The following is a 23704-nucleotide window of genomic DNA, read 5'->3' as shown; positions in this document are numbered from 1 at the left end:
ATCTTCATAAAGTGGCGCTTTAACCCCAACGCTTGATTGCATCAAGTGAATCATAAGGTAGGGAATTAAAGGCAATTTTAGCGTCAGGCGCCTTGGCATGCACAATGTTTATTACCTGTTCAAACAATAGGAAATGGTCTGGGTCCGTCCTAACACCTGCGCCAATTAAAACGATATCAGGCTTTTCCTTTGCTAATGCCTCTTCCACCTGCTGCACAGCGGTCTCACCTTGGTCGGTTAAACACCACAATGAGTCATAGCCATTATTATTCAGTTCGCTCACCACTTGCTCGAAAGCCACGTCGAGTTTTTCCTTGGATAACTGAGGCCATTTTTCATAGTTCACACTGTCAGACCGCAGTCCAATCAACAAAACTTTCTTAGGCATCGATGTGCTTCCTCTGTTTAACGTTCGCCAATACTCTTTCATTGTAGACTAAAACGATTAACACCTGAGCATTTGCTCTTAATGGCACAACGTATTGTTGTGACAGGCACAAAAAAGCCGGTCATTAAGACCGGCTTTTAAATTTCGAAGCTGTTAGTTAACTAACAGTCACGCAAGCGTCAATTACTTAGCTGCTTTACGTGCTTTTGCTTCTTCAATTACTTTGTCAGCTACGTTCTGAGGACATGCTGAGTAGTGGCTGAATTCCATAGAGAACTGACCACGACCAGATGTAATAGTACGTAAGTGACCGATGTAACCAAACATCTCAGATAGAGGTACGTCAGCCTTGATGCGAACGCCAGTAGCGCCAGCTTCTTGGTCTTTGATCATACCACGACGACGGTTAAGGTCACCGATTACGTCACCAACGTTGTCTTCTGGGCTGAACACGTCAACTTTCATTACAGGCTCAAGAATTTGAGGGCCCGCTTTTGGCATTGACTGACGGAATGCACCTTTCGCTGCAATTTCGAACGCGATTGCTGATGAGTCCACTGCGTGGAAACCACCGTCGAATAGTTCAACTTCAACGTCTAGTACTGGGTAACCAGCTAGAGGACCTACTTCCATCATACCTGCGAAACCTTTTTCGATTGCAGGGAAGAATTCTTTAGGTACGTTACCGCCCACAACAGTAGATGTGAACTTGAAGCCAGAGTTAGTTTCGCCCGGACGGATGCGGTAGTCAATCTTACCGAACTGACCAGAACCACCAGACTGCTTCTTGTGCGTGTAGCTGTCTTCAACCGCCTGCGTGATAGTTTCACGGTAAGCAACCTGAGGCTGACCAACTTCTAGCTCAACGCCGTATGTACGCTTCAAGATATCAACTTTGATGTCTAGGTGAAGCTCACCCATACCTTTAAGGATGGTTTCGCCTGAATCTTCGTCAGTTTCAACTTGGAAAGATGGATCTTCTGCTACTAGTTTACCGATAGCGATAGACATCTTTTCGTTAGCGCCTTTGTCTTTTGGCTTAACAGCAATCGAGATTACTGGCTCAGGGAAGATCATTGGCTCTAGTGTACAAGGGTGCTTAGGATCACATAGTGTGTGACCAGTTTGAACGTTCTTCATACCAACAACAGCTAGGATGTCACCTGCTTGTGCTGAAGTAAGTTCAGTACGTTCGTCAGCGTGCATCTCAACCATACGGCCGATACGCTCAGTCTTACCAGTTGCACTGTTAAGAATAGTGTCGCCTTTGTTAAGTTTACCAGAGTAAATACGGATAAACGTTAGGGCACCGAAACGGTCGTCCATGATTTTGAACGCAAGTGCACGGAACGGCTCGTCAACAGATACTGTTGCAACTTCACCTGTAGGCTCACCAGTTTCTTCGTCAGTTAACTCTTGTGGGTCAACTTCTGTTGGAGAAGGTAGGAAATCTACAACCGCATCAAGTACTAGCTGAATACCTTTGTTCTTAAATGCAGAACCACAGTATGTTGGGAAGAAAGACATATCGCGAGTACCTTTACGGATACAACGCTTGATGTCTTCTAGAGACGGCTCTTCACCATCCATGTAAGCCATCATTAGGTCGTCGTCTTGCTCAACAGCAGTTTCGATTAGTTGCTCACGGTACTCGTTAGCCTTTTCAACCATATCTGCTGGAATATCTACAACTTCGTAGTTCTCAGGAAGACCTGAATCGTCCCAAATGTACGCTTTCATGTCTAGAAGGTTAACAACACCTTTGAAGTCGTCTTCGATACCGATTGGAAGTGTCATTACTAGTGGGTTAGCAGCAAGTACTTTCTTAACTTGGCCAACAACACGGTAGAAGTCTGCACCCATACGGTCTAGTTTGTTTACGAAGATTACACGTGCAACTTCTGATTCGTTAGCATAACGCCAGTTAGTTTCTGACTGAGGTTCAACACCGCCAGAACCACAGAATACACCGATACCGCCGTCTAGTACTTTCAGTGAACGATATACTTCAACTGTAAAGTCAACGTGTCCCGGAGTATCGATGATGTTCATGCGATGATCTTTCCAGAAACAGGTAGTAGCCGCTGACTGGATAGTAATACCACGCTCAGCTTCCTGCTCCATGAAGTCAGTAGTTGATTCACCATCGTGAACCTCACCAGTTTTATGGATTTTACCAGTAAGCTTCAAGATACGTTCTGTTGTGGTAGTTTTACCCGCGTCTACGTGGGCGAAAATACCAATGTTTCTGTAATGAGATAAGTCTGACATTAGTTCACTTTCATTGGTTCAGAGTAAAAAAACGGCCGGATTATAAAGGATTTTTGTACCAGATTTACACCTTTTTTAGCATAAACCTCAAATTCGTTTGCCAAAATCCGCACCACCATCAATTCTTTTCTATAAGTATCAATAACTTAAAAATATTATGACACTTTTTGAAAAATAACAAAATCACACCTCATCTTTTGAAGTGCGAACAATTGTTACTGTAACTTCATCTCTGTCGTGGTAGAGATGCCTCACCTTTACCGCAAATGCATCTTCTAACGCATTTAAACGGCTTTTTAGCAACGTCATGGCTTCAACCACAGTTTCATAACGTTGTTTCATAGGTAGCTTTAAGTTGAAAATCGCATGCGTTGCCCAGTGTTTAACCAGCCAGTCACCCATCAACTTTGCTACCCTATCGGGTTGCTCTATCATATCACATACAAGCAAATCTACACGACCAAATTGTGGTCGATATGTAAATCCGTCTGCGGCATGATGCTCAACTAACCCTGTACTCATTAAACTGTCTGCTACAAGGCCATTATCAATGGCCTCTACATACATTCCACGCTTAACGAGTTGATATGTCCACCCGCCCGGGCATGCTCCTAAATCAACCGCTCGACCGCCCGTTCGAAGCACTTGCTCCTGCTGTTTTGCGCTTAGCATATTCACTAATGCGTCTTCGAGTTTTAGCGTCGAACGACTTGGCGCATCGCTTGGGAATTTTAGACGACAAATCCCCAAATGATCGGCACTTGCGTAATTGGGCAATGTATAGCCAATATGGCAAATTTCAAATGACTCAAAGAAAATATGTAGTTTGGGCTTTCCTGCGTTTTCTTTCGCGCTAAGCCAATTAGCTTTTCTAAGCGCCTGTCGCAATGGAACGGTAAACTTTCGACAGAACTTTGCCAGGGTCTTACCTTCTTCGGTATCAGGATATTCAACATCGACTGCGCCAAACAGTGGAAACGGTTTTTCTATATTGTTTAGCGTCTCTAATACCTGCCCTACACGGTCTTCTTTTTCAATGTCTGCCATACTGGCAAACACTGCAACAAGTTGTCGGGGAAAAATGCTTTCGCTAACCGCGAACTGACTCACTGTGTCCTCTAGCTGGGCGGCATCGTATAAATGATAATGAACAAAGCCACTATTTTTTTTCGATACTGGGTATCCAAAGCATCCAGCTTCACCATAACGCGTTGTTAATTCGTTGGCGGTGTCATTTTCATAACCCGGCCTACAATACGCTAAAATACTAGTTGTCATTACTTACCTTAATGGCGCGCTGGCCACGTATTAGAGAAAAAGCAAGCACTGCCCACCCAACAATGAAGAACAGGCCGCCCAAAGGTGTTACCGGCCCAAACCATTTTATGCCAGTGAGTGCCAACGCATATAAACTTCCCGAAAACAAAATGCAGCCCACCACGAAACACATCGCTGCGCGGTTAAGCCATTTAACTTCTGCATACGTGGATAAAACTGGCAGTATTAGGATAGCAAGGCCATGATACATTTGATAACGAACGCCAATCTCAAAAGTATTTAGCATCTGAGCAGATAAAAGGCTTTTTAGTCCGTGAGCCCCAAATGCGCCAAGCATAACACTTGTTCCGGCAAATATAGCGCCAGCTGCAAGCAGCATGGGAGCCATGGACGATGTATTGTAATTTGTTGAACTCATTTGACACTCTTTTAGCGCTAAATGCTAACGTTTACTCGGTAGCGATTAATGTTGTAAGGCGATGACAGCGTTAATGTTAAATCGTATTTTTGATAAAGGCTTCTATCAGCGTTGAAGCACGCTCAATGTGTTCTTGATGTGTTTTTCCACTGGCCTTTCGCGGTTTTAGACTATGGTCGCCGTCAACAAGAAACTCACAATGAATCGATGATGAAAGCGTATACGCTTCTACTTCGTTTTGTGTACCAAATGTGTCGCGCTCTCCTTGCACAATCAGTATGGGTTTGGTGATTGTTTCGAGGTGCTCTGTTCTTGTCTTTTCAGGTTTTCCTGGCGGATGAAAAGGATAACCAAGAATTGTCGCACCTTTTACGCTCTCTATGTTGTCTATCAACATTGTCGCCATTCTCCCACCCATCGACTTGCCACCGATAAAAGTAGGCAGTGATTGACGCGACTGAGAAACGTGATCAATAACTTCTGAAAAATGCGCGAGCAGCTTTTCAGCTTTGTCCGGCGGGCGGCGTTTCCCTGTTTCTTTAATAACTTGCATATAGGGGAAGTTAAACAAAACAACCTCGATACTAAGTGCATTTAACGCTTGTACCACTGTTTGCATAAACTCATGCTCTTTGCCCGCACCTGCACCATGAGCCAATATAAGCCTAGCCACTGGGTTGGAGCCACTGTGCACTTCAATATCAAACATCGTCTTGCTCTTCCTCGACTAACGCTAATATCCAATCTCTAAAGGCAGCAATTTTACCTAACTCTGCTTGTGATTCCTCGCACACTAAATAGAAAGCATCTCTACTTTCTACACGCTCCTCAAATGGCATCACGAGTCGCCCTGCTTCAATCTCAGGACGCGCAAGCACAGTGTTGCCCAAGGCAATACCCTGCCCCAGTGCGGCAGCTTGAAGCACTAACATTGAGTGACTAAATACCGGCCCCTGATTTACATTCACGCCCACAACGCCGACCGTTTTAAGCCAGTTTTTCCACGCTGCCCGACTAAGATCGTGAAGCAATACATGATGACGTAAATCAGATAAATCATTTAGCGGTTTTGGTCCTTGGAACAACAAAGGCGAGCACAAAGGCGTAAGAAACTCTCGATGTAACTGGTCGGCTTGCAACCCCGCCCATCGCCCTTTTCCGTAATAAATGGCAACATCCACGTCGTCTTCTAAAAAGCCTTCGTCAAAATCGACCGCTTTAATTCGAACATCGATATCTGGGTGCGCAAGACTAAATTTATGAATACGAGGTACCAGCCATTGGCTTGCAAAGCTCGGTGGCATCGCCACGGTAATTGCGCCTTTGCTCCCCTTTGCTAATAACCGCTCTGTCGCTTCTTGGAGATGCTTAAATATATCTTTAAGCTCCAAAAAATACGCCTGTCCTTCTTCAGTCAGCAGCAAAGTTCGATTTCGACGAAGAAACAACTTCATCGATAAAAAATCTTCTAACGCTTTTATCTGGTGACTCACCGCAGCTTGAGTCACAAAAAGCTCATCGGCGGCTTTTGTAAAACTCAAGTGTCTCGCTGCTGCCTCAAAGGCCTTGAGCGCATTTAAGGGGGGTAAACGTCGATGCATATAAACTTTTCAACCCAGTGTGACCAAAGCATGACAAAAGCATTAGTTTTTCTAATGACCACCCATACTTTAACTCGTTTTATTTTTAACCCAATACTGACTACTATTTACCCGAAATTTAAAAAGAACTTTGAATTTCAGCGTTTTATACAGCCTATTTGTTAATCATTTTAACAAAAGGCAACATATTTTTAATTATTTTTATTAGGTGTGAAAATGAAAAAACTACTACTAGCTAGCGTGTCTGTAATGGCATTCGCAAGTGCCGCTGCAAATGCTAACGCACAACCAGAAAAGATCAATCTTCAATCATTAATTAACACTGCAATGACCAGCGTTAAAATGGCAGATGTACTGCCTGAAAATGACGCACACATTCTTGTAAGAAAGCAGTCAAAAGCAATTTTGGCAGAAGCTGTGCAGATAAAACTGCATGAAAATCTAATTGCTATGAGCAAACGTGAAGAGCGCGTGACCGTCGCAGAAAGCGAATAAGCCACTCTCACACCTGATACGCATGCCGGTGCACACACCGGCATACGCCATCAACCTTACAAGATAACTAACGTCACTTATCGCTTAGGTATTACTGGTATCTAACGCATCAAAGCCTTTTACAAGTTCATCTAACGCTTTCATTTGCTGTAAATAAGGCTCTAGCTTAGCCAACGGCAATGCACACGGTCCATCGCATTTTGCCTCGTCTGGATTTGGATGTGCTTCAATAAACAAACCTGCAAGGCCAAGTGCCATGCCACTTCTAGCTAATTGCGCAGCCTGTGCTCGACGTCCGTCAGCTGATGTTGCACGCCCACCAGGCATTTGTAATGCGTGAGTTGCATCAAATATAACTGGCGCATATTCCTTCATCGCGTCCATGCCCAGCATGTCTACCACAAGGTTGTTATACCCAAAGCAACTACCGCGCTCGCATAAAATAACATTGTCGTTACCCGCTTCGCTTAGCTTGCCCATTATATGTCGCATCTCATGAGGGGCTAAAAACTGAGGTTTCTTAACATTAATTACATTACCGGTTTTCGCCATAGCTACCACCAAGTCTGTTTGACGTGCTAAGAAAGCCGGAAGCTGAATAACGTCTACCACTTCTGCCACAGGGGCTGCTTGATGGGGCTCATGAACGTCAGTAATTAACGGGACGTTAAACGTCGACTTAATTTCTTCGAAAATGCGCAAGCCTTCTTCCATTCCTGGTCCGCGATAAGAAGTTACCGAAGAACGATTCGCTTTGTCGAAAGACGCTTTAAATACATAAGGAATATTAAGCTTCTGCGTAACTTCAACATAATGTTCTGCAATACGCATTGCTAAGTCTCTCGACTCTAAAACATTCATTCCGCCAAACAATACAAAAGGAAGATGGTTCGCGACTTCAACGTCACCAACGCGAATAATCTGTTGAGATTCAGACATGTTTATATCCAATATTAACTAAAAGAGTGGTTGCTTGGTAACTGCCACCATCGCTGTCGCCATAAGCACAGCTAACGCAGCAACAAAAAAGCCCCAACGTGCGACAGAGGTCTTGGCTTTCTTTAGCGCAAATAGGCCGAACACAATATAAAGAACAACGCCTATGACTTTGAATGTTAGCCATGCATTAACCAAGGGGTATTGAGATAGAATAACACAAAGCCAAATTGCACTTGCAAGTAATACTGTATCGATAATGTGGGGCAGAATTTTCACCCATTTTTTGGTGAGCGCATTTGCATCAAACTGTGACCAAATAAATCTAAAAACGAAAAAAAGGATACTTAGTGCAATAGCCGTCAAATGAAGATGTTTTGCCATCATGTACATGGTCAATGTCTCGCTTATTGTTGTTATGGTTGTAAAAAAATACAGGTGCAAAAGCACCTGTAATTATCGTTGATTTAATTCGAAAAGTGTTACGCTTTTATGTGATATTCATACTAAATGCCCAAATATCAATCACAACAGCTTCGCTGAATTATTTTGTCTCATCAGGGTATTGCGCCTGAATCGCTAAAAATGCAGGTAAGTCGCTTAAAAGCAAAGACACTAACTCAGGGTCGAAATGCTTCCCACTTTCTTCGCGGATCACCGCTTCCACTTTATCGATAGTCCATGCTGGCTTGTACGGACGTTCGTTAATCAATGCATCAAACACGTCGACAAGCGTTGCTATGCGGCTTTCGATTTGAATGCCATCTTGCGCTTTACCATCAGGATAACCGCGTCCATCCCAGCGCTCATGATGCTCTTTGGCCAATGTTGCAGCTAACTGAATAGTGGGTCGACTTGAATTCTTCAGTATTTGGTAACCGAACTCGGCGTGTTTGCGAATTTCAAAAATCTCATCTTCAGTGAGTGGCGTAGATTTGTGCAAAATCGATTTTGGCACAAAAGAGGTACCGATATCATGAAGAGGAATGGCGAGTTTAAGCGCGTTAACATCTTTTTCTTTTAGCCCTGCTTTTTGCGCAAGCAGTACTGACATCTCAATCATGCGCTTGATGTGATTTGATGACTCGTTTTCGTGCTCAAGCACCTTACCAAGTCGCTCAATAATTTCACGCTGAGTTGCTTCGACATCTACCGTTTTAAGTACATTATCAAACGCGAGTTGCACACTATCAGAAAAGCGCTTTACAAGGTGTCTATCGCTCTCGCCAATTCTTCTAGGTAAACCAGAAAGATATAACAACGCCCCTTTATGCGACTTGCTATTACAATAGGCTACGACATGGTCTTCAGCGTAAACTATTTGTTTTTCGCGCATAGCTTTGGCGCACAAAGCGTATTCTTGGGGGCTAATTGCTTCTTTTAGCGCTACACCTTCCTTACTTGCATACTCGCCGTTGCCAGCAAAAACATAGAGCTCGTCTTTACCCATTGAGGATTTGACATTGCTTGGTGAATTAACCGTGTTTAACGTTCGTGACGTTGTCGCTACCGCGGTCGTTATGTAGGCTGCATCTTTAGAGCACCCTAATATTGAGGCTAACTGCTGGATGATACCCTGCATAAATTTTTCAAGGGAACGAGACGAAAACAAGTCGACCGAGGCGTCAATTATCTTTTCTAAACCGCGTCGGTTTTCTTCGATAACGATAATGTCTCTGTAGGAGCGTAACGCAGCGATGATAACGGTAAACAGTTTTTGAGCGGTTAATTCGGTTTTCGATTTATAGTCGTTTATATCGTAATTGATAATAACGTCTTTCTCTGGGGCTTGACCGGGCTGCCCTGTGCGCAGAATAATGCGGGTGAAGTGGTTATCGAGTTCGTTGCGAATATACTCGGCCACTTTTAACCCAGCGTCATCCGTTTCCATTACGACATCAAGTAAAACTACTGCAATATCGTCGTGGTCTCTAAAGCAATTTTTGGCTTCCTCACCGCTGTAAGCACTGACAAATTCAAGGGTTTTACCATTTAAGCTAAAGTCGTTCAGTGCAAGTTTGGTAACGGCATGTACTTCAGGTTCATCGTCAACAATAAGTACTTTCCAACTACCCAGATCGTCATATTCATTTTCGTCATCGTCTTCTGCGAATAGAAAGTCGTCATTCATCTGGTACATCCTGTAAGGTAAAAGATTGTTAAGCTTTACACTTTTTATTTTTATAGTGCGTCACAAAGATACTAATGCAAAACAGAATATAAGCAAACTTGCACGTTTTTCAACCACTAATTACACCAAATGTCACTCTGTCGTTTCCTCCGTAATCTTTAACCGATTTAACATCGCTAAATCCAGCTTCAAGCAGCAATGCTTGTATACGAGAAGCTTGATCAAACCCGTGTTCAAAGGCCAATAGTCCCTGTGCCTTTAAGTAATGAGGTGCATGTTTGATGATATACTTGATATCATCTAGACCGTCTTGACCTGAAATAAGGGCTGACTTAGGTTCAAAACGCACATCACCTTGAGCTAAATAAGGGCTGGTATCTTCGATATAGGGTGGGTTTGACACAATAACGTCAAACCTCATGTCGCCAAGGTCGCTAAACCAGTCGCTTTGTTTGAAGGTCGCATTTGAAATGGCATTTGACTTGGCATTCGACGTAGCCAAGGTCACCGCTTCTAAAAGAAAGTCGACACCAATAACCTGGCTATCTTTGAGCTCTGAAGCGACAGCCAACGCAATTGCGCCGGTCCCCGTACCAAGGTCACAAATATCAAGCGGAATGTCGGGCGCGGTCTTTAGGCGTTGATGAGCCCAGTGCAGTACTTGCTCTACCAGTATTTCGGTATCAGGGCGAGGTATTAACGTGTGCGGTGACGTTTTAAGCGAAAGCGTCCAAAAGTCTCGCTGCCCAATAATGTAAGCGACAGGCTCACCAGAGAGCCTTCTTTTCACTGCAACCTCGTACTGCGATTGCTCAATTGGACTTATTGTTTTATCCGGCCAAGTGAATAAGTAGGTTTGTGTTTTATTTAACACATGAGCCAATAATACTTTGGCATCAACCGAGGGCGATTCACCGCCCTCAAGTTGTTTTATTGCCCAATTGAGGGCGGTGTCAATTCGCATCGTTATTCGTCAGAAAGCGACGCCAATAAGTCAGCTTGGTGCTCTTGCAATATAGGGTCAATTAGCTGCTTTAAATCACCCTCTACAACTTCATCGAGTCGATAGATTGTCAGGTTGATACGGTGATCAGTAACGCGACCTTGCGGGAAGTTGTATGTGCGAATACGCTCTGAGCGATCGCCACTACCCACCAAGCTTTTACGGGTTGAGGCCTCTTCGGCGGCACGTTTTTCTTCTTCGATCTGATTCAAACGCGCTTGCAATACAGACATCGCTTTCGCTCTGTTTTTATGCTGTGAGCGCTCGTCCTGACATTCAACCACTAAGCCTGATGGCAAGTGCGTTATACGAATAGCAGAATCAGTTTTGTTAACGTGCTGACCACCCGCACCTGATGCGCGGAACGTATCAATTCGAAGTTCAGCTGGATTAATCTCAATGGCTTCTGACTCAGGAATTTCCGGTAATACCGCAACAGTACATGCAGAAGTGTGGATACGTCCTTGCGATTCCGTTTCAGGCACTCGCTGAACGCGGTGACCGCCTGACTCGAATTTCATAACGCCATAAACCCCGTCACCGCTAATATTAGCAATAACTTCTTTATAACCACCATGTTCGCCTTCATTGGCATTGACCAATTCAACACGCCAGCCTCTGCTCTCTGCATAACGACTGTACATACGGAATAAGTCGCCAGCGAAAATGGCAGCTTCATCACCACCAGCGCCTGCTCGAATCTCTAAGAAACAGTTATTGTCGTCGTTAGGATCTTTAGGCAGTAACAGCACTTGAAGCTCTGTTTCTAAGCGTTCAATGTCCGCTTTCGCTTCTTTCATCTCTTCTTGCGCCATTTCACGCATTTCTGCATCATCTTCGTTTAGCATTTCTAACGCAGACGCAAGATTTTCTTGGGCTTGCTGATAGGCATTAAAGCCAGCAACAACGTCTTCAAGCTGGCTAAACTCTTTTGATAGATTGCGAAACTTCTCTTGATCGCCGATAACATCAGGGTCACCTAACAGGGCCTGAACTTCTTCGAAACGCTCAACAAGATGCTCGAGCTTCCTAACTACCGACTCTTTCATATGCTTCTTATTACCTTATTTATTCTCTTCTGACGTATAGTCAGACAATGCTAATGCTTGCCCTAGCCAACGACTTAACGCTGGATCATCGTGCATGGCGGCTTCGCGTAACGCCAATGTGGTAGGATGCAATAGCGCATTGGTTAACTTATACGCCATTTCTTCTAATACCGCTTCAGCTTCTTTTCCTTCTGCCAATTGTGCTTTGGCTTTTTCAACAATATCGTCACGCTGCGCCATGCCTTTTTGGCGATACTGTCTCACTAAATCGATTGATTGCTGCGACTGTTTCCATGTCATGTAGTCGCCAGCTTGCTTATCTATAAGCTTTTCAGCTTCGATTGCTGCCTGTTCTCGGTTTTCTAAATTCTTTTGAACAATATGCTGTAAATCGTCAACCGTATAAAGGTAAGCATCACCTAAGTCATTAACTTCTGACTCTATATCTCTTGGAACTGCGAGGTCTACAAGAAACATAGGCATGTTCTTTCGCTGCTTTAAAGCTTTTTCGACCATGCCTTTACCTATTAAAGGTAGTTGACTGGCCGTAGAACTGATCACTATATCGAAATCTTTTAAGTGTTCTGGCACCTGAGAAAGGGTATAAACACTAGCTCCGAGGGTTTCAGCCAATGCTTCGGCGCGCGCTACGGTTCTATTCGCAACCGCTATCTTGCTTACACCCTGCTCTTTTAAATGCTGCGCGACCAATTCAATCGTCTCGCCGGCCCCTACCAGCAGCACTGAACGCTTGGGTAGCTCGGCGAATATATGCTTGGCCAGCTGAACAGCTGCATAGGCAACGCTTACTGCGTTAGCACCAATATCGGTTTCGCTTCTCACGCGTTTTGCAACAGAGAATGTATGTTGAAATAACTTATCAAACTCGCTGTTGATCATTCCTGAGTGTTTTGCGTCACCGAAAGCTTGTTTTACTTGTCCAAGAATTTGCGGCTCACCCAGTATTAGTGAATCTAAGCCGCTTGCCACACGCATGATATGCTTTACCGCTTCATCCTGCGCTAACACATAACTGTTGTTTGAAATTTCCTGTACATCTAAATGATGAAAATCACTGAGCCATTGCAGCAGTTTCTGGCCACTTTCATCTTGGGTATTCACATACAGTTCTGTGCGATTACACGTAGACACAATCACTGACTCGTCTACACCTTCAAGCTTTTTTAAGCTCGCAAGTGCTTCCACCAATGAGTCAGGTGTAAAGGCCACTTTTTCACGTAATGCGACTGGGGCTGTTTTGTGGTTAATACCGAGGGCGAGTAAAGTCATTAAAATCTGTGCTGGCAACGTCGGAGCGGCATTGTACGAAAAAGCCAAAATGATTGAAAGTGTTGGTGAAACTGTGTTCCCATATTGTTACTACTATTTGTATTAATATTAATCAGGCGCATTTACTGAAATGATTCGCATTTTATTTTTATGTATCAGCACGGTTATTATGCTAAGTGCGTGTACCACTGCACCAAAAGGGCCACAGAACACGGTAAACCTTACTGCACAACTACAAAAAGTTGCCGACGTTAACAAATGGCAAATGCGTGGCAAAATTGCATTTCGTCAGGGTAAAGAAGCGGCGAGTTTAAATCTAGTTTGGAAAAACGATTCTGGTAATTTCGAATTTCGATTAGCCAATTTTCTTGGCGTCACCATGGTCGACCTTAATGTTACCAATAATAAATCCGTTTTAGAGGCCGATGGTGAAACTTATATAGACGCTAAGCCAGAGCCGCTTATATATAATATTACTGGCATGATCATTCCTGTAGAATCTCTTCTCTCTTGGGTCAAAGGCCTTCCTCTTGAAAACGATTCTTACACGCTTACTGAAAAAGGTTTAGTTGATACTTTAGAAAGCACGTGCACCTTATGCCGAAACTGGAAAGTAAGTTATGGCAACTATGGAAGCGTTAAAACAGCAGTCAGTGACAACGTTTGGCTTCCACATAGTATTACACTTACACAAGAACAAACGGAAAACATACCGAAAACACAACTTAAAATAAAAATTTACGAGTGGACGCTCAATTGAAAACACAAGTAAACACAAAAGACTGGTGGCCTTCACCTGCCAAGCTCAATCTTTTTCTTCATATTCTTGGTCGCTACGAAAATGGCTATCATCAGCTACAAAGCTTATTTCAAATGCTCGACTACGGTGACAAGCTGGCCTTTACTATCGCTCAAAATTCAACCATAAAAATGGCCACGCCGTTACAAGGCGTTGCAGATGACGAAAACCTTATTATAAAAGCAGCGCGTTTATTGGCAGAAACAACTCAATGCAAGCTGGGCGCAACAATAACACTTGATAAATGTCTCCCAATGGGCGGTGGCATTGGAGGTGGTTCATCAAATGCGGCGACCACCTTAGTTGCACTTAACCACTTGTGGAACACGGGTTTAAGTGAAGATGAGCTGGCAGCTCTGGGATTATCACTTGGTGCCGATGTACCTATTTTTGTAAGAGGGTTAACAGCATTTGCTGGCGGTGTTGGAGAGCATATTACACCTGCACCACAACCTGAGATGTATTATTTAGTTGCCAACCCTAATGTGCATGTGAGTACGGCACAAGTGTTCACAGCACCTGAATTGCCAAGAAATACCCCTGCAATACAATGGCAAGATTATAAATTCGAAAAAACTCACAATGATTGTCAGCAATTAGTCGAGAATCGCTATCCTGAAGTTGCAAAATTATTACAGTGGTTGGTACACTACGCACCGTCGCGAATGACGGGCACAGGTGCCTGCGTGTTTGCCACTTTTTCTGACCGCGCTTTAGCCGAGCAAGTTCAAGCAGAAATGCCTGATAATTGGCAGAGCTTTGTCGCAAAAGGTGTGAACCGCTCACCACTATTAGATAAATTAGAACAACAAAAATAGCGTGTACGCCACATCGGACAAGAACTTAAAAATTGGGGTATAGCCAAGTTGGTAAGGCAGCGGGTTTTGATCCCGCCATTCGTAGGTTCGAGTCCTGCTACCCCAGCCAAACCTCTTTTATCAACGCACTGAGGAACCACTTGTGCCAGATATGAAGCTCTTTGCAGGTAATGCCGTACCAGAACTTGCCCAGAAAGTTGCCGATCGCCTCTATACCAAACTTGGAAATGCCAAAGTTGGCCGTTTCAGTGACGGTGAAATCAGCGTAGAAATTCATGAAAACGTCCGTGGCTCGGACGTTTTTATTATTCAGTCTACCTGTGCGCCTACTAACGATAACCTGATGGAATTGATCGTGATGATCGACGCATTGCGTCGCGCATCAGCTGGTCGTATCACGGCAGTGATCCCTTATTTTGGTTATGCACGCCAAGACCGTCGTGTTCGTTCAGCTAGGGTACCAATCACTGCGAAAGTAGTGGCTGACTTCCTGTCTAATGTTGGTGTTGACCGCGTTCTTACTATCGACCTCCACGCCGAGCAGATTCAAGGGTTCTTTGACGTTCCTGTAGATAATGCGTTCGGTACACCTATCCTTCTTGCTGATATGGTAAGAAGAGATTTTGTAGACCCGGTTGTTGTATCACCTGACATTGGTGGTGTTGTGCGCGCTCGTGCAACGGCTAAGCTGCTTAACGATACTGATCTTGCCATTATTGATAAGCGTCGTCCTAAAGCGAACGTCGCTCAGGTAATGAACATCATTGGTGATGTGAAAGACCGCGACTGTATTATTGTCGACGACATGATTGACACAGGCGGTACGCTGGCAAAAGCAGCAGAAGCGTTGAAAGCGCATGGTGCTCGAAAAGTATATGCTTATGCTACTCACGCGATCTTCTCTGGAAATGCAGTAAACAATCTTAAAGAGTCTGTGATCGACGAAATTATTGTGACTGACTCTATCCCACTAAGTGCAGAAATGCAGAAAATGGGTAAAGTTAAGCAACTTACATTGTCTGAGATGCTTGCAGAAACGATTCGACGTATCAGCAACGAAGAATCTATTTCTGCGATGTTTGAGTACTAATTGCACTTGATGTAAGCAAACAGCAAAAAGGCGAGCATGGCTCGCCTTTTTTAATTACATTCCCGAGATTGCAGCCCATTAGTTATCGTCGGTATCGTCATCTTCTTCGGGCATTTCAACATCAACTACCGGAACTTCCACTTCTTTAGTAACAGTACGCACTTCAACATCCGCTGTTTCTACTTCGTACTCGGGAAGTTCACCACCATCGACATCGACCGTTGGCATTTCTCCGTCCTCTGTTTTAACGACTTCATACTCAGGAATTTCGCCTGCATCAACGTCAACATCTGGCATCTCACCATCTTTCGTTTTATTTACATCGCACGCGCCCAGAGTAAGCGCAAAACTTGAGATTGCTAGAATTTTACCTAAATGTTTCATCATTTTCTCCTTAACGTATTGTTTCGCTGCGCTTATACATCCATGCACAGAAAATAAGGTATTGTGCTAAATAGCCCTTGAACCCAAAAACATATTTTGGGTTTACCACGCTTGTGCGACCTTAAAGACACCCTACCTTTCTTTGACAAAGCGATTGTTGCAGTCATTATACCAAAGTGAATTTCGTCTCGATTCTTATAAGATTCAAACGAATCTCGCCTGCTAAAAAATTTGCATTGAAAAAAGTGATAAAGAAGGATCCTTTTGCTATGTGTTATTCGCGTGTATCAAAACGCTAACCCACTGATTAAATTTTGTTTAAACCCTTTCCCCTTCAATTAGATAGTGACGACATCAACGTTACAAAAGACACAATAATGCAGACTTTATTTTGTGACATGTATCAGGCAAATAGAGGCTAGTGACAAGATAATACAGGTGTGATTTGAAGTGATTTAAACCGGCTGTTAAGAAATGGTTAAGGTAACAACTGTATAATATGGTGTTAATAAATGTAGAAATTACTCAAGCTGAAAAAGAAGGAATGGCGTTTTACTCAATGCTTATCGCGCTAAACATATTTTGCCTCCACCTTCACTTTCTGCTAACACTATAGCCAAATAGTAGGTAAACACCTACCAGCTCGGTTGTTAATGTGTACAGCCGTAATTCTATTTACAAAAGGAAGAGAAATGAAAATATCCTCGCTATGTCTAATTACTGTAGCGACATCAACTCTGCTACTGTCTGGTTGCAATAATAAAGAAGAGAATGGAGACGCTACTGTGGCTGATAAAAAAGAGATGCAGAGTAATGCCGAAAGCGCCAAACCTAAAGCGCTAGAAGCAGAACCCGTCAAGCAAAGTGCGGCAATAGAGTCGTCAAAAACGCAATCTGTCACACTCACAGGCTCTATTATATATAAAGAGCTGGAAGGCGGTTTTTATGCCTTTATTGCCGAAAATGGCGACCGCTATACCCTACATGGGCTAGACGAAACCTATCAAAAGAATGGGTTAATTGTCGAAGTTAATGGTGTTACAAAACCCGATGTAATGACATTCACTCAATTCGGTACCGTATTGCAAGTAAACACTATCAAGGTACTTGATACCAGTAAGGTGATTGATAACATTCAAACACAATAAACACACTATATAAGTTGCATCCGCATAAATAGTGTGATTACAAGCGCCTTAGCGGGCGCTTTTTGTTTGCTAGCAATTGTATGTTTGTAGTTGTGGTGTTAGAATTCGCCGCCCTTGAAATTCGAGGTGGTGTAATGACGTGCTTTTTGAGTACGGATAAACACAATTTAACAGTAGGTTTTGGTCGCAAAAACCTACACCATTAGACTTTATAATTGGAGACAGACAATGTCTGAAGCAATTTTTAACCTAGACGCATCTGTTCGTACAGACCTAGGGAAAGGTGCGAGCCGCCGCCTACGTCGCGAAGATAAGCTTCCAGGTATCATTTACGGTGGTGAAGAAGCGCCAGTTTCTATCACGCTTGCACACAACAAAGTATTTCAAGCTTCTGAATTTGAAGCGTTTTACTCACACGTTCTTACTTTGAATGTAGACGGTAAAGCAGTTGAAGTTCTTGTTAAAGATATGCAACGCCACCCGTACAAGCCTAAGATCACTCACATCGATTTCCAACGTGTAATCGCTGGTCAAGCTGTACACACTAACGTTCCAGTTCACTTCATCAACGAAGAGAAATCTGCAGCGGTTAAAGCTGGCGGTGTTGCTGAGCATCACCTAACAGAAATCGAAGTGACTTGTCAGCCTAAAGATCTACCAGAGTTCATCGAAGTAGACATGGCAGGCGTTGAAATGGGTCAAACACTACACTTGTCTGACCTTACACTTCCAGCTGGCGTATCTTCTGTTGAACTTGCTAAGAACGACGAAGCTCACGACCTAGCGGTTGTAACTGTTAAGCCTGCTAAAGGCGCAGCAGCTGAAGACAGCGAAGAAGAAGCTACTGAGGAATAATCCTCTTGGCTGATATTCGCCTTATCGTGGGTCTGGGTAATCCAGGCCCCGAATACGACAATACCCGACACAATGCCGGTGAATGGTTTCTAAACCAACTTGCCGACACCTATAACGCCCCGCTAAAACCAGAAACAAAATTCTTCGGTAAAACAGCTCGTATTACGATTGCTGGCAAAGATATTCGTTTGCTCTACCCCACTACCTTTATGAATAAAAGTGGACAGGCGGTTGCAGCACTTGCAAACTTTTACCGAATAGAACCAGAACAAATACTAGTAGCGTTTGACGAACTCGATTTACCACCCGGTGTAGCAAAGTACAAAGTAGGTGGTAGCTCTAGTCAAAATGGCGTGCGTGACATTGTGGCTAAAATGGGTAACAACAAGAATTTTTTACGCTTGCGTATTGGTATTGGTCACCCAGGACATAAAAGCCGAGTTACAGGCCACGTGCTAGGTAAGCCGCCAGCAGATGAGAAAGCAGCCATTGACAGCGCCATTGATGAAGCGGTTCGCTGCACCGAAATTCTGCTTAAAGAAGACCTAAAGCAAGCGCAGAACAGGTTACACTCGCATAAAGCGTAACCGATTAACAGTGATTACTTTTCCAGACAAGGATCCATACCATGGGTTTTAAATGCGGTATTGTTGGCCTACCGAACGTAGGTAAATCAACACTTTTCAATGCATTAACTAAAGCGGGTATTGAAGCGGCTAACTTTCCCTTCTGTACCATCGAACCGAACACTGGTGTAGTACCTGTACCAGACCTTCGTTTGGACAAGCTAGCTGAAATTGTAAATCCTCAGCGCGTTATTCCTACCACGATGGAATTCGTAGACATTGCAGGGTTAGTTGAAGGCGCGTCTAAAGGTGAAGGTCTTGGTAACAAGTTCTTGGCTAACATTCGTGAAACTGACGCCATTGGCCATGTAGTTCGCTGCTTTGACGATGAAAACATCGTGCACGTTGCTGGTCGCGTTAGTCCGAAGGACGACATTGACGTTATCAATACCGAGTTAGCACTTGCTGACCTTGAAACAACTGAAAAAGCGCTTCACCGTGTAGCAAAACGTGCTAAAGGTGGTGACGCAGACGCCAAGTACGAAATGAAAGTACTTGAGAAGATTAAGCCGCATCTTGACGAAGGCTTATTGCTTCGTTCACTTGAGCTTTCAAAAGAAGAGCTTGCCGCTATTAGCTACATGAACATGCTGACACTTAAGCCTACCATGTATGTTGCTAACGTGAACGAAGACGGTTTTGAAAACAACCCATATCTTGATCAAGTTCGTGAAATTGCGGCAGGTGAAAACGCAACTGTAGTGGCGGTTTGTGCCGCTATCGAATCGGATATTGCCGAGCTTGAAGATGACGAGCGCGAAGAATTCATGCAGGACATGGGCCTAGAAGAGCCAGGTCTTAACCGTGTTATTCGCGCAGGTTACAGCCTACTTACGCTACAAACTTACTTTACTGCTGGTGTAAAAGAAGTGCGCGCATGGACCTTCCCTGAAGGCTCAACTGCACCACAGGCAGCAGGTAAAATTCACACCGATTTCGAAAAAGGCTTTATTCGTGCGGAAATCGTAAGCTACGACCACTTCGTAGAATTTAACGGTGAGCAAGGAGCCAAAGACGCGGGTAAATGGCGTCTAGAAGGTAAAGATTATATTGTTAAAGACGGCGATGTAATTCACTTCCGCTTTAATGTATAAAAGCGTTATCTTGATGTGTGAACATCAATAAAGCACTATTTTTAAAGCCACCTGTTTAGGTGGCTTTTTTGTTTTAAGTTTGAGCAAAGCTAAACACCCTGATATAAAAGTGTTTTCACGTCTCATCAACGGAAGCAAAATGAGTAGAAACACCGTAACTGACAAAAACGCAGCCACTATTAAGCGTTTTACGCTAAAAACACTTATTCTGATGTCGTTGGGCGTGTCAATAGCAACGCTACCAGCGCTTGCTTCTGAACCTAGCGAGAAGTTGGCAAAAACAAGCCAATCCACTGTGAACAGTAACACCGGTAAGTGGTTTGAAGTAGCTCAACAACAAACTGTCACGTTTACTACACCATTAGGTGATGTGGTTATCGCGCTACACCCTGCCCTTGCTCCTAAACATGTCGCTAGGTTTAAAGCACTGATTAACGCAAAGTTTTACGACAATCAACATTTTTACCGCGTTGTTGATGGCTTTGTCGCACAAGCAGGAAGCAATGACAGCCATGATGCTAACAAATTCGAGCCTGCACTTTTGTCCAATATAGACGCTGAATTTACGCAGCCCCTTTCTGGGAATGTAGTATCGATTGAAAACAAAGATATGTTTGCCCCTGAAACCGGATTTTTAGACGGGTTTGCTGTTGGCATCGACAAAGACAAGCAACAAATGTGGGGGCTACACTGTCCTGGAGTTGTTGCATTTGCGCGTAACAGCGAAAAGGATACCGCGAGTACTGAGTTTTATATTGTGATTGGTCAAGCGCCACGACATTTAGACCGAAATATGTCTGTGGTGGGACGCGTTGTGAAAGGCATGGATGTATTACAAAAACTGCCGAGAGGAAATCTTGCAAACGGCGGTGTACTCGATACATTAGTCGAAGACAGCACTATCCTTAGCGCAAAAGTACATAGGCCACAGGATAAGCCTTACTTTTTACAGACCACAAACAATGAAGAGTTTAAACAGCGCATTCACGTAGGTAAAACGCTCGACAACCCGTTTTTTCACGATAACAGTTACGGCCCTCGGCCAATTGACGTGTGCTATCACCAAACCAAAGCGACGACGACACCATAAATTCAATTATTTTGACTAGCATGAGATTAAAAATACGGCTTCAATAATACGAGGTCGCATTTTGCGTAGCGGTTTAGCACGTAAATACTGTATAAAACTCAGCCAAGATGCTTCATTGGTTATGCCAGCCACTGCGCTTTTGGCACTTCACGAACTGTAATATTTTGCAGTACGAATCTCTCAAGTTGTTCAAATTCGCCACTTTTTGAGTGATATTCATACCCCAACGAACACTTAATAAGCATTTAGAAAAAGTTAGTAAAAAAGGGGTTGACGGTTGCCAGTCATATACGCATAATACGCGCCACTTCCTGAGAGGGAAGAGAAGTAAAGAGGCTACGTAGCTCAGTTGGTTAGAGCACATCACTCATAATGATGGGGTCGCAAGTTCGAATCTCGCCGTAGCCACCACTTCTCTATTATTTCTTAGGAAAGTTTAGCTGCGCGGAAGTGGTGGAATTGGTAGACACGCTGGATTTAGGTTCCAGTGCTTCACGGCGTGAGAGTTCAAGTCTCTCCTTCCGCACCACAACTGGGGTATAGCCAAGTTGGTAAGGCAGCGGGTTTTGATCCCGCCATTCATAGGTTCGAGTCCTGTTACCCCAGCCATTCTTTTTTAAAAGAATATTACAGCTAACGTCTACGCGGAAGTGGTGGAATTGGTAGACACGCTGGATTTAGGTTCCAGTGCTTCACGGCGTGAGAGTTCAAGTCTCTCCTTCCGCACCAATTGGGGTATAGCCAAGTTGGTAAGGCAGCGGGTTTTGATCCCGCCATTCATAGGTTCGAGTCCTGTTACCCCAGCCAAATTCTTGAGAAGCCGCTCTGTGAGCGGCTTTTTATTGAAAATAAAAGTTTTAGGCTACGTAGCTCAGTTGGTTAGAGCACATCACTCATAATGATGGGGTCGCAAGTTCGAATCTCGCCGTAGCCACCAACTTTTATACTTCCTTAATTGGAAAGTCTACATACGCGGAAGTGGTGGAATTGGTAGACACGCTGGATTTAGGTTCCAGTGCTTCACGGCGTGAGAGTTCAAGTCTCTCCTTCCGCACCAATATTGGGGTATAGCCAAGTTGGTAAGGCAGCGGGTTTTGATCCCGCCATTCATAGGTTCGAGTCCTGTTACCCCAGCCATATTCTTGAAAAGCCGCTCTTTTGAGCGGTTTTTTATTTTTTGCTATAAACAAGTTCAAAACTTAATAGCCACTCGCTTTTTTCTTCCCCCATTTTGCATTTTGTCATGCTAGTATTGAGTTTTTATGACTAATGGACCTTCTCTTTTCCATACTAAGTCTATGGTAAACACTTTCTAAATACATTCTTCGTAAAGGAAAAGTGTTACGAAAGCGCCATCGAATAGTATCTGAGTCCTAATAACAATAACGAAGGAAAGTGCGTGATCAACGAACTCGTTTCTATTGTAAACAACGTGTTGTGGGGAGATGGCCAAGTACTTATTATCATGCTTCTGGCATGTGGTATTTGGTTTACGGTAAAGCTTGGCGGCGTACAGCTGCGACACTTTGGCCATATGTTTTCCCTGCTAAAAGGCAGTAATACCGCAACGAAAGACGGCATAAGCTCGTTTCAGGCACTCTGTACAAGTTTATCCGCTCGGGTTGGAACCGGTAACTTAGCGGGTGTTGCTGTTGCCATTTCTTTAGGTGGCTCTGGCGCCATATTCTGGATGTGGATGATCGCACTTTTGGGTATGGCAACAGGCTTTGCCGAGAGCGTGCTAGGCCAGCTTTACAAAGTGCGCGATGAAAACGGCGAATTTCGTGGCGGCCCTGCTTATTACATCAAGCAAGGCTTAAACAAAACCTGGCTTGCTGTCGCATTTTCTTTGTGTCTTTTCTTCGGCTATGGATTTGTATTTAGCGCTGTACAGGCCAATACCATTACAGATGCACTTAACAATGCCTATGCATTTCCCAGTGAATACGTAGGTGTTGCTATTATTGCCTTGGCAGCACTTATCGTTGTAGGTGGTTTACGCGGTATCGCGCGCTTTGCTGAATACGTTGTGCCGTTCATGGGTATAGGTTACGTATTAGTGGCACTTGCTATTACGTTTATCAATATTTCAGAGCTGCCCGCTATGCTTCTCGATATCGTAAAATCAGCTTTTGGTTTACAAGAAGCCGGCGCAGGTGCACTTGGCGCTGCGATTAAAAACGGTATTCAGCGCGGTTTGTACTCAAATGAAGCCGGAAGCGGCTCTGTACCTCATGCAGCAGCCAGTGCAGTACCCAACCCTAACCACCCCGTTTCACAGGGTTATATTCAAATGCTAGGTGTATTTTTGGACACCATGGTGCTGTGTACTGCCACCGCATTCATTATTTTACTTGCTGGCGGTTCTAGCTCAGAGCAAATGGAAGGTATTCGCCTAACGCAAGATGCTATGAGCAGCCATTTGGGTGAAGGGGGAACAGACTTTGTTGCCGCCGCTATCAGCTTATTCGCCTTTACTTCTGTGGTAGCAAACTACGCCTATGGCGAAAGTAACCTGCACATGTTTAAGCTAGATAACCGTGCTGGGCGCGCGGCTTATACCATTGGGTATCTAGGAATGATTTACTGGGGTGCGCAGGCAGCACTGCCACAAGTGTGGGCAATGGCAGATATGGCGTTAGGCTTAATGACGGTGATTAACATTATCGCTATCGTGTGGATGACGCCGACAATTGTTTCTATCAGTAAAGACTACTTCAAGAAAAAAGACAGTGGCGAGAAAGTGGAATACAAAGCGGGTGACTGTGAAATACAGGGCAAGTCTGAAGATGGAGTGTGGGACTGACACGCTCTAGTTAACGACTAGAAAAGGAGGCGAAGGCCTAATGCCGATCAGTTAAGAAAAGTTTTAGCGATCGGTTGACCGATCTTTTATAGATGTAAAAATCCGATGAGCATTTGCCATCGGATTTTTTTATG

At 44.0% G+C, this 23704-nt stretch carries 23 protein-coding genes and 9 tRNA genes; 19 read left to right on the top strand and 13 right to left on the bottom strand.

Features of this window, described 5'->3' with window-relative positions:
• Positions 1-19: 19 nt before the first annotated feature.
• From LHL20_RS09000 to LHL20_RS08975, 6 genes are all read right to left on the bottom strand, one after another.
• Positions 20-388, bottom strand: a complete 369-nt coding sequence (locus LHL20_RS09000) for an SGNH/GDSL hydrolase family protein (protein WP_226433056.1) — start codon at positions 386-388, stop codon at positions 20-22.
• A 183-nt stretch (positions 389-571) separates the two neighbouring features.
• Positions 572-2659 carry an elongation factor G gene (gene fusA / locus LHL20_RS08995; protein ID WP_226433055.1) on the bottom strand — a complete coding sequence of 696 codons (2088 nt, stop codon included), beginning with the start codon at positions 2657-2659 and terminating at the stop codon, positions 572-574.
• A 183-nt stretch (positions 2660-2842) separates the two neighbouring features.
• Positions 2843-3937 (bottom strand): 23S rRNA (cytidine(2498)-2'-O)-methyltransferase RlmM, encoded by a 1095-nt coding sequence (gene rlmM, locus LHL20_RS08990; protein WP_226433054.1) that lies wholly within the window; start codon positions 3935-3937, stop codon positions 2843-2845.
• Positions 3927-4355, bottom strand: coding sequence for a DUF423 domain-containing protein (locus tag LHL20_RS08985; protein WP_226433053.1), 429 nt, complete (start codon positions 4353-4355; stop codon positions 3927-3929). Before LHL20_RS08985 ends, rlmM begins: the two co-directional genes overlap by 11 nt.
• A gap of 76 nt (positions 4356-4431) precedes the next feature.
• Positions 4432-5064 (bottom strand): alpha/beta family hydrolase, encoded by a 633-nt coding sequence (locus LHL20_RS08980; protein WP_226433052.1) that lies wholly within the window; start codon positions 5062-5064, stop codon positions 4432-4434.
• Positions 5057-5956 (bottom strand): transcriptional regulator GcvA, encoded by a 900-nt coding sequence (locus LHL20_RS08975; protein WP_202264921.1) that lies wholly within the window; start codon positions 5954-5956, stop codon positions 5057-5059. The genes LHL20_RS08980 and LHL20_RS08975 overlap by 8 nt, the downstream gene beginning before the upstream one ends.
• Positions 5957-6172: 216 nt before the next feature.
• Here LHL20_RS08975 and LHL20_RS08970 point away from each other — a divergent pair, with 216 nt between their 5' ends.
• Complete coding sequence (locus tag LHL20_RS08970; RefSeq protein WP_159625326.1) at positions 6173-6451, top strand: hypothetical protein; 279 nt, start codon at positions 6173-6175, stop codon at positions 6449-6451.
• A gap of 84 nt (positions 6452-6535) precedes the next feature.
• Here the strand turns inward: LHL20_RS08970 and kdsA are convergent, their stop codons facing one another.
• The 6 genes from kdsA to hemA all read right to left on the bottom strand — a co-directional run bounded on the left by kdsA (position 6536) and on the right by hemA (position 12860).
• Complete coding sequence (kdsA, locus tag LHL20_RS08965; RefSeq protein ID WP_159625328.1) at positions 6536-7390, bottom strand: 3-deoxy-8-phosphooctulonate synthase; 855 nt, start codon at positions 7388-7390, stop codon at positions 6536-6538.
• Positions 7391-7408: 18 nt separating this feature from the next.
• Entirely contained in the window at positions 7409-7780 is a 372-nt protein-coding gene (locus LHL20_RS08960; protein WP_226433051.1) for a SirB2 family protein, read from the bottom strand.
• Between the two features lie 151 nt (positions 7781-7931).
• On the bottom strand, positions 7932-9518 hold the full coding sequence (locus LHL20_RS08955) for a DUF3369 domain-containing protein (protein ID WP_226433050.1): 1587 nt from the start codon (positions 9516-9518) through the stop codon (positions 7932-7934).
• A gap of 109 nt (positions 9519-9627) precedes the next feature.
• Positions 9628-10482: a peptide chain release factor N(5)-glutamine methyltransferase gene (prmC, locus tag LHL20_RS08950; protein ID WP_226433049.1), complete on the bottom strand. Its 855-nt coding sequence runs from the start codon at positions 10480-10482 to the stop codon at positions 9628-9630.
• Between the two features lie 2 nt (positions 10483-10484).
• On the bottom strand, positions 10485-11570 hold the full coding sequence (gene prfA / locus LHL20_RS08945; RefSeq protein ID WP_226433048.1) for a peptide chain release factor 1: 1086 nt from the start codon (positions 11568-11570) through the stop codon (positions 10485-10487).
• A 15-nt stretch (positions 11571-11585) separates the two neighbouring features.
• A complete protein-coding gene (gene hemA / locus LHL20_RS08940; protein ID WP_226433047.1) occupies positions 11586-12860 on the bottom strand; it encodes a glutamyl-tRNA reductase in 1275 nt (424 codons plus the stop codon).
• 130 nt (positions 12861-12990) lie between these two features.
• Between hemA and lolB the strand changes: the two genes are divergently transcribed.
• The 4 genes from lolB to LHL20_RS08920 all read left to right on the top strand — a co-directional run bounded on the left by lolB (position 12991) and on the right by LHL20_RS08920 (position 15567).
• Positions 12991-13620, top strand: coding sequence for a lipoprotein insertase outer membrane protein LolB (gene lolB, locus LHL20_RS08935; RefSeq protein WP_226433046.1), 630 nt, complete (start codon positions 12991-12993; stop codon positions 13618-13620).
• Entirely contained in the window at positions 13617-14477 is an 861-nt protein-coding gene (ispE, locus tag LHL20_RS08930) for a 4-(cytidine 5'-diphospho)-2-C-methyl-D-erythritol kinase (protein WP_226433045.1), read from the top strand. The genes lolB and ispE overlap by 4 nt, the downstream gene beginning before the upstream one ends.
• Positions 14478-14510: 33 nt before the next feature.
• Positions 14511-14586: transfer RNA gene (locus LHL20_RS08925), tRNA-Gln, on the top strand.
• 33 nt (positions 14587-14619) lie between these two features.
• Positions 14620-15567 (top strand): ribose-phosphate pyrophosphokinase, encoded by a 948-nt coding sequence (locus LHL20_RS08920; RefSeq protein WP_159625344.1) that lies wholly within the window; start codon positions 14620-14622, stop codon positions 15565-15567.
• A 78-nt stretch (positions 15568-15645) separates the two neighbouring features.
• On the opposite strand, the gene LHL20_RS08915 is transcribed toward LHL20_RS08920, so the two are convergent.
• Positions 15646-15954, bottom strand: a complete 309-nt coding sequence (locus LHL20_RS08915; RefSeq protein ID WP_201283861.1) for a hypothetical protein — start codon at positions 15952-15954, stop codon at positions 15646-15648.
• Positions 15955-16643: 689 nt separating this feature from the next.
• Between LHL20_RS08915 and LHL20_RS08910 the strand changes: the two genes are divergently transcribed.
• The 14 genes from LHL20_RS08910 to LHL20_RS08845 all read left to right on the top strand — a co-directional run bounded on the left by LHL20_RS08910 (position 16644) and on the right by LHL20_RS08845 (position 23570).
• Positions 16644-17099: a ribose-phosphate pyrophosphokinase gene (locus LHL20_RS08910; RefSeq protein ID WP_226433044.1), complete on the top strand. Its 456-nt coding sequence runs from the start codon at positions 16644-16646 to the stop codon at positions 17097-17099.
• Between the two features lie 228 nt (positions 17100-17327).
• Entirely contained in the window at positions 17328-17954 is a 627-nt protein-coding gene (locus LHL20_RS08905; protein WP_159625348.1) for a 50S ribosomal protein L25/general stress protein Ctc, read from the top strand.
• 5 nt (positions 17955-17959) lie between these two features.
• Complete coding sequence (pth, locus tag LHL20_RS08900; RefSeq protein WP_159625350.1) at positions 17960-18541, top strand: aminoacyl-tRNA hydrolase; 582 nt, start codon at positions 17960-17962, stop codon at positions 18539-18541.
• Positions 18542-18582: 41 nt separating this feature from the next.
• The gene (gene ychF / locus LHL20_RS08895; protein WP_226433043.1) at positions 18583-19674 is read left to right on the top strand and encodes a redox-regulated ATPase YchF; all 1092 of its coding nucleotides are present in this window, start codon (positions 18583-18585) and stop codon (positions 19672-19674) included.
• 139 nt (positions 19675-19813) lie between these two features.
• A complete protein-coding gene (locus LHL20_RS08890) occupies positions 19814-20764 on the top strand; it encodes a peptidylprolyl isomerase (RefSeq protein WP_226433042.1) in 951 nt (316 codons plus the stop codon).
• 334 nt (positions 20765-21098) lie between these two features.
• A tRNA-Met gene (locus LHL20_RS08885) sits at positions 21099-21175 on the top strand.
• 33 nt (positions 21176-21208) lie between these two features.
• A tRNA-Leu gene (locus tag LHL20_RS08880) sits at positions 21209-21293 on the top strand.
• Between the two features lie 4 nt (positions 21294-21297).
• Positions 21298-21373, top strand: a tRNA-Gln gene (locus LHL20_RS08875).
• 35 nt (positions 21374-21408) lie between these two features.
• A tRNA-Leu gene (locus LHL20_RS08870) sits at positions 21409-21493 on the top strand.
• 2 nt (positions 21494-21495) lie between these two features.
• A tRNA-Gln gene (locus LHL20_RS08865) sits at positions 21496-21571 on the top strand.
• Positions 21572-21624: 53 nt separating this feature from the next.
• Positions 21625-21701: transfer RNA gene (locus LHL20_RS08860), tRNA-Met, on the top strand.
• A 35-nt stretch (positions 21702-21736) separates the two neighbouring features.
• Positions 21737-21821 (top strand) — tRNA-Leu (locus tag LHL20_RS08855).
• Positions 21822-21825: 4 nt separating this feature from the next.
• Positions 21826-21901: transfer RNA gene (locus LHL20_RS08850), tRNA-Gln, on the top strand.
• A 262-nt stretch (positions 21902-22163) separates the two neighbouring features.
• On the top strand, positions 22164-23570 hold the full coding sequence (locus tag LHL20_RS08845) for an alanine/glycine:cation symporter family protein (protein ID WP_202264898.1): 1407 nt from the start codon (positions 22164-22166) through the stop codon (positions 23568-23570).
• Positions 23571-23704: the final 134 nt, after the last annotated feature.

Origin of the sequence: Alteromonas sp. McT4-15 (assembly GCF_020515205.1) — a bacterium.
Lineage (GTDB): Bacteria > Pseudomonadota > Gammaproteobacteria > Enterobacterales > Alteromonadaceae > Alteromonas.
The sequence above is the reverse complement of the archived record's forward strand: the minus strand, read 5'-3'. Positions and strand labels throughout refer to the sequence as shown.

Excerpts from the sequence above, each read along its gene's own strand:
- kdsA (WP_159625328.1), bottom strand. The coding sequence starts at position 7,390 with ATGTCTGAATCTCAACAGATTATTCGCGTTGGTGACGTTGAAGTCGCG.
- fusA (WP_226433055.1), bottom strand. The coding sequence starts at position 2,659 with ATGTCAGACTTATCTCATTACAGAAACATTGGTATTTTCGCCCACGTA.
- LHL20_RS08985 (WP_226433053.1), bottom strand. The coding sequence starts at position 4,355 with ATGAGTTCAACAAATTACAATACATCGTCCATGGCTCCCATGCTGCTT.
- ychF (WP_226433043.1), top strand. The coding sequence starts at position 18,583 with ATGGGTTTTAAATGCGGTATTGTTGGCCTACCGAACGTAGGTAAATCA.
- LHL20_RS08905 (WP_159625348.1), top strand. The coding sequence starts at position 17,328 with ATGTCTGAAGCAATTTTTAACCTAGACGCATCTGTTCGTACAGACCTA.
- LHL20_RS08980 (WP_226433052.1), bottom strand. The coding sequence starts at position 5,064 with ATGTTTGATATTGAAGTGCACAGTGGCTCCAACCCAGTGGCTAGGCTT.
- LHL20_RS09000 (WP_226433056.1), bottom strand. The coding sequence starts at position 388 with ATGCCTAAGAAAGTTTTGTTGATTGGACTGCGGTCTGACAGTGTGAAC.
- LHL20_RS08910 (WP_226433044.1), top strand. The coding sequence starts at position 16,644 with ATGAAAATATCCTCGCTATGTCTAATTACTGTAGCGACATCAACTCTG.
- LHL20_RS08960 (WP_226433051.1), bottom strand. The coding sequence starts at position 7,780 with ATGTACATGATGGCAAAACATCTTCATTTGACGGCTATTGCACTAAGT.
- rlmM (WP_226433054.1), bottom strand. The coding sequence starts at position 3,937 with ATGACAACTAGTATTTTAGCGTATTGTAGGCCGGGTTATGAAAATGAC.
- LHL20_RS08955 (WP_226433050.1), bottom strand. The coding sequence starts at position 9,518 with ATGAATGACGACTTTCTATTCGCAGAAGACGATGACGAAAATGAATAT.
- hemA (WP_226433047.1), bottom strand. The coding sequence starts at position 12,860 with ATGACTTTACTCGCCCTCGGTATTAACCACAAAACAGCCCCAGTCGCA.
- LHL20_RS08890 (WP_226433042.1), top strand. The coding sequence starts at position 19,814 with ATGAGTAGAAACACCGTAACTGACAAAAACGCAGCCACTATTAAGCGT.
- prfA (WP_226433048.1), bottom strand. The coding sequence starts at position 11,570 with ATGAAAGAGTCGGTAGTTAGGAAGCTCGAGCATCTTGTTGAGCGTTTC.
- lolB (WP_226433046.1), top strand. The coding sequence starts at position 12,991 with ATGATTCGCATTTTATTTTTATGTATCAGCACGGTTATTATGCTAAGT.
- LHL20_RS08975 (WP_202264921.1), bottom strand. The coding sequence starts at position 5,956 with ATGCATCGACGTTTACCCCCCTTAAATGCGCTCAAGGCCTTTGAGGCA.
- LHL20_RS08970 (WP_159625326.1), top strand. The coding sequence starts at position 6,173 with ATGAAAAAACTACTACTAGCTAGCGTGTCTGTAATGGCATTCGCAAGT.
- LHL20_RS08915 (WP_201283861.1), bottom strand. The coding sequence starts at position 15,954 with ATGATGAAACATTTAGGTAAAATTCTAGCAATCTCAAGTTTTGCGCTT.
- prmC (WP_226433049.1), bottom strand. The coding sequence starts at position 10,482 with ATGCGAATTGACACCGCCCTCAATTGGGCAATAAAACAACTTGAGGGC.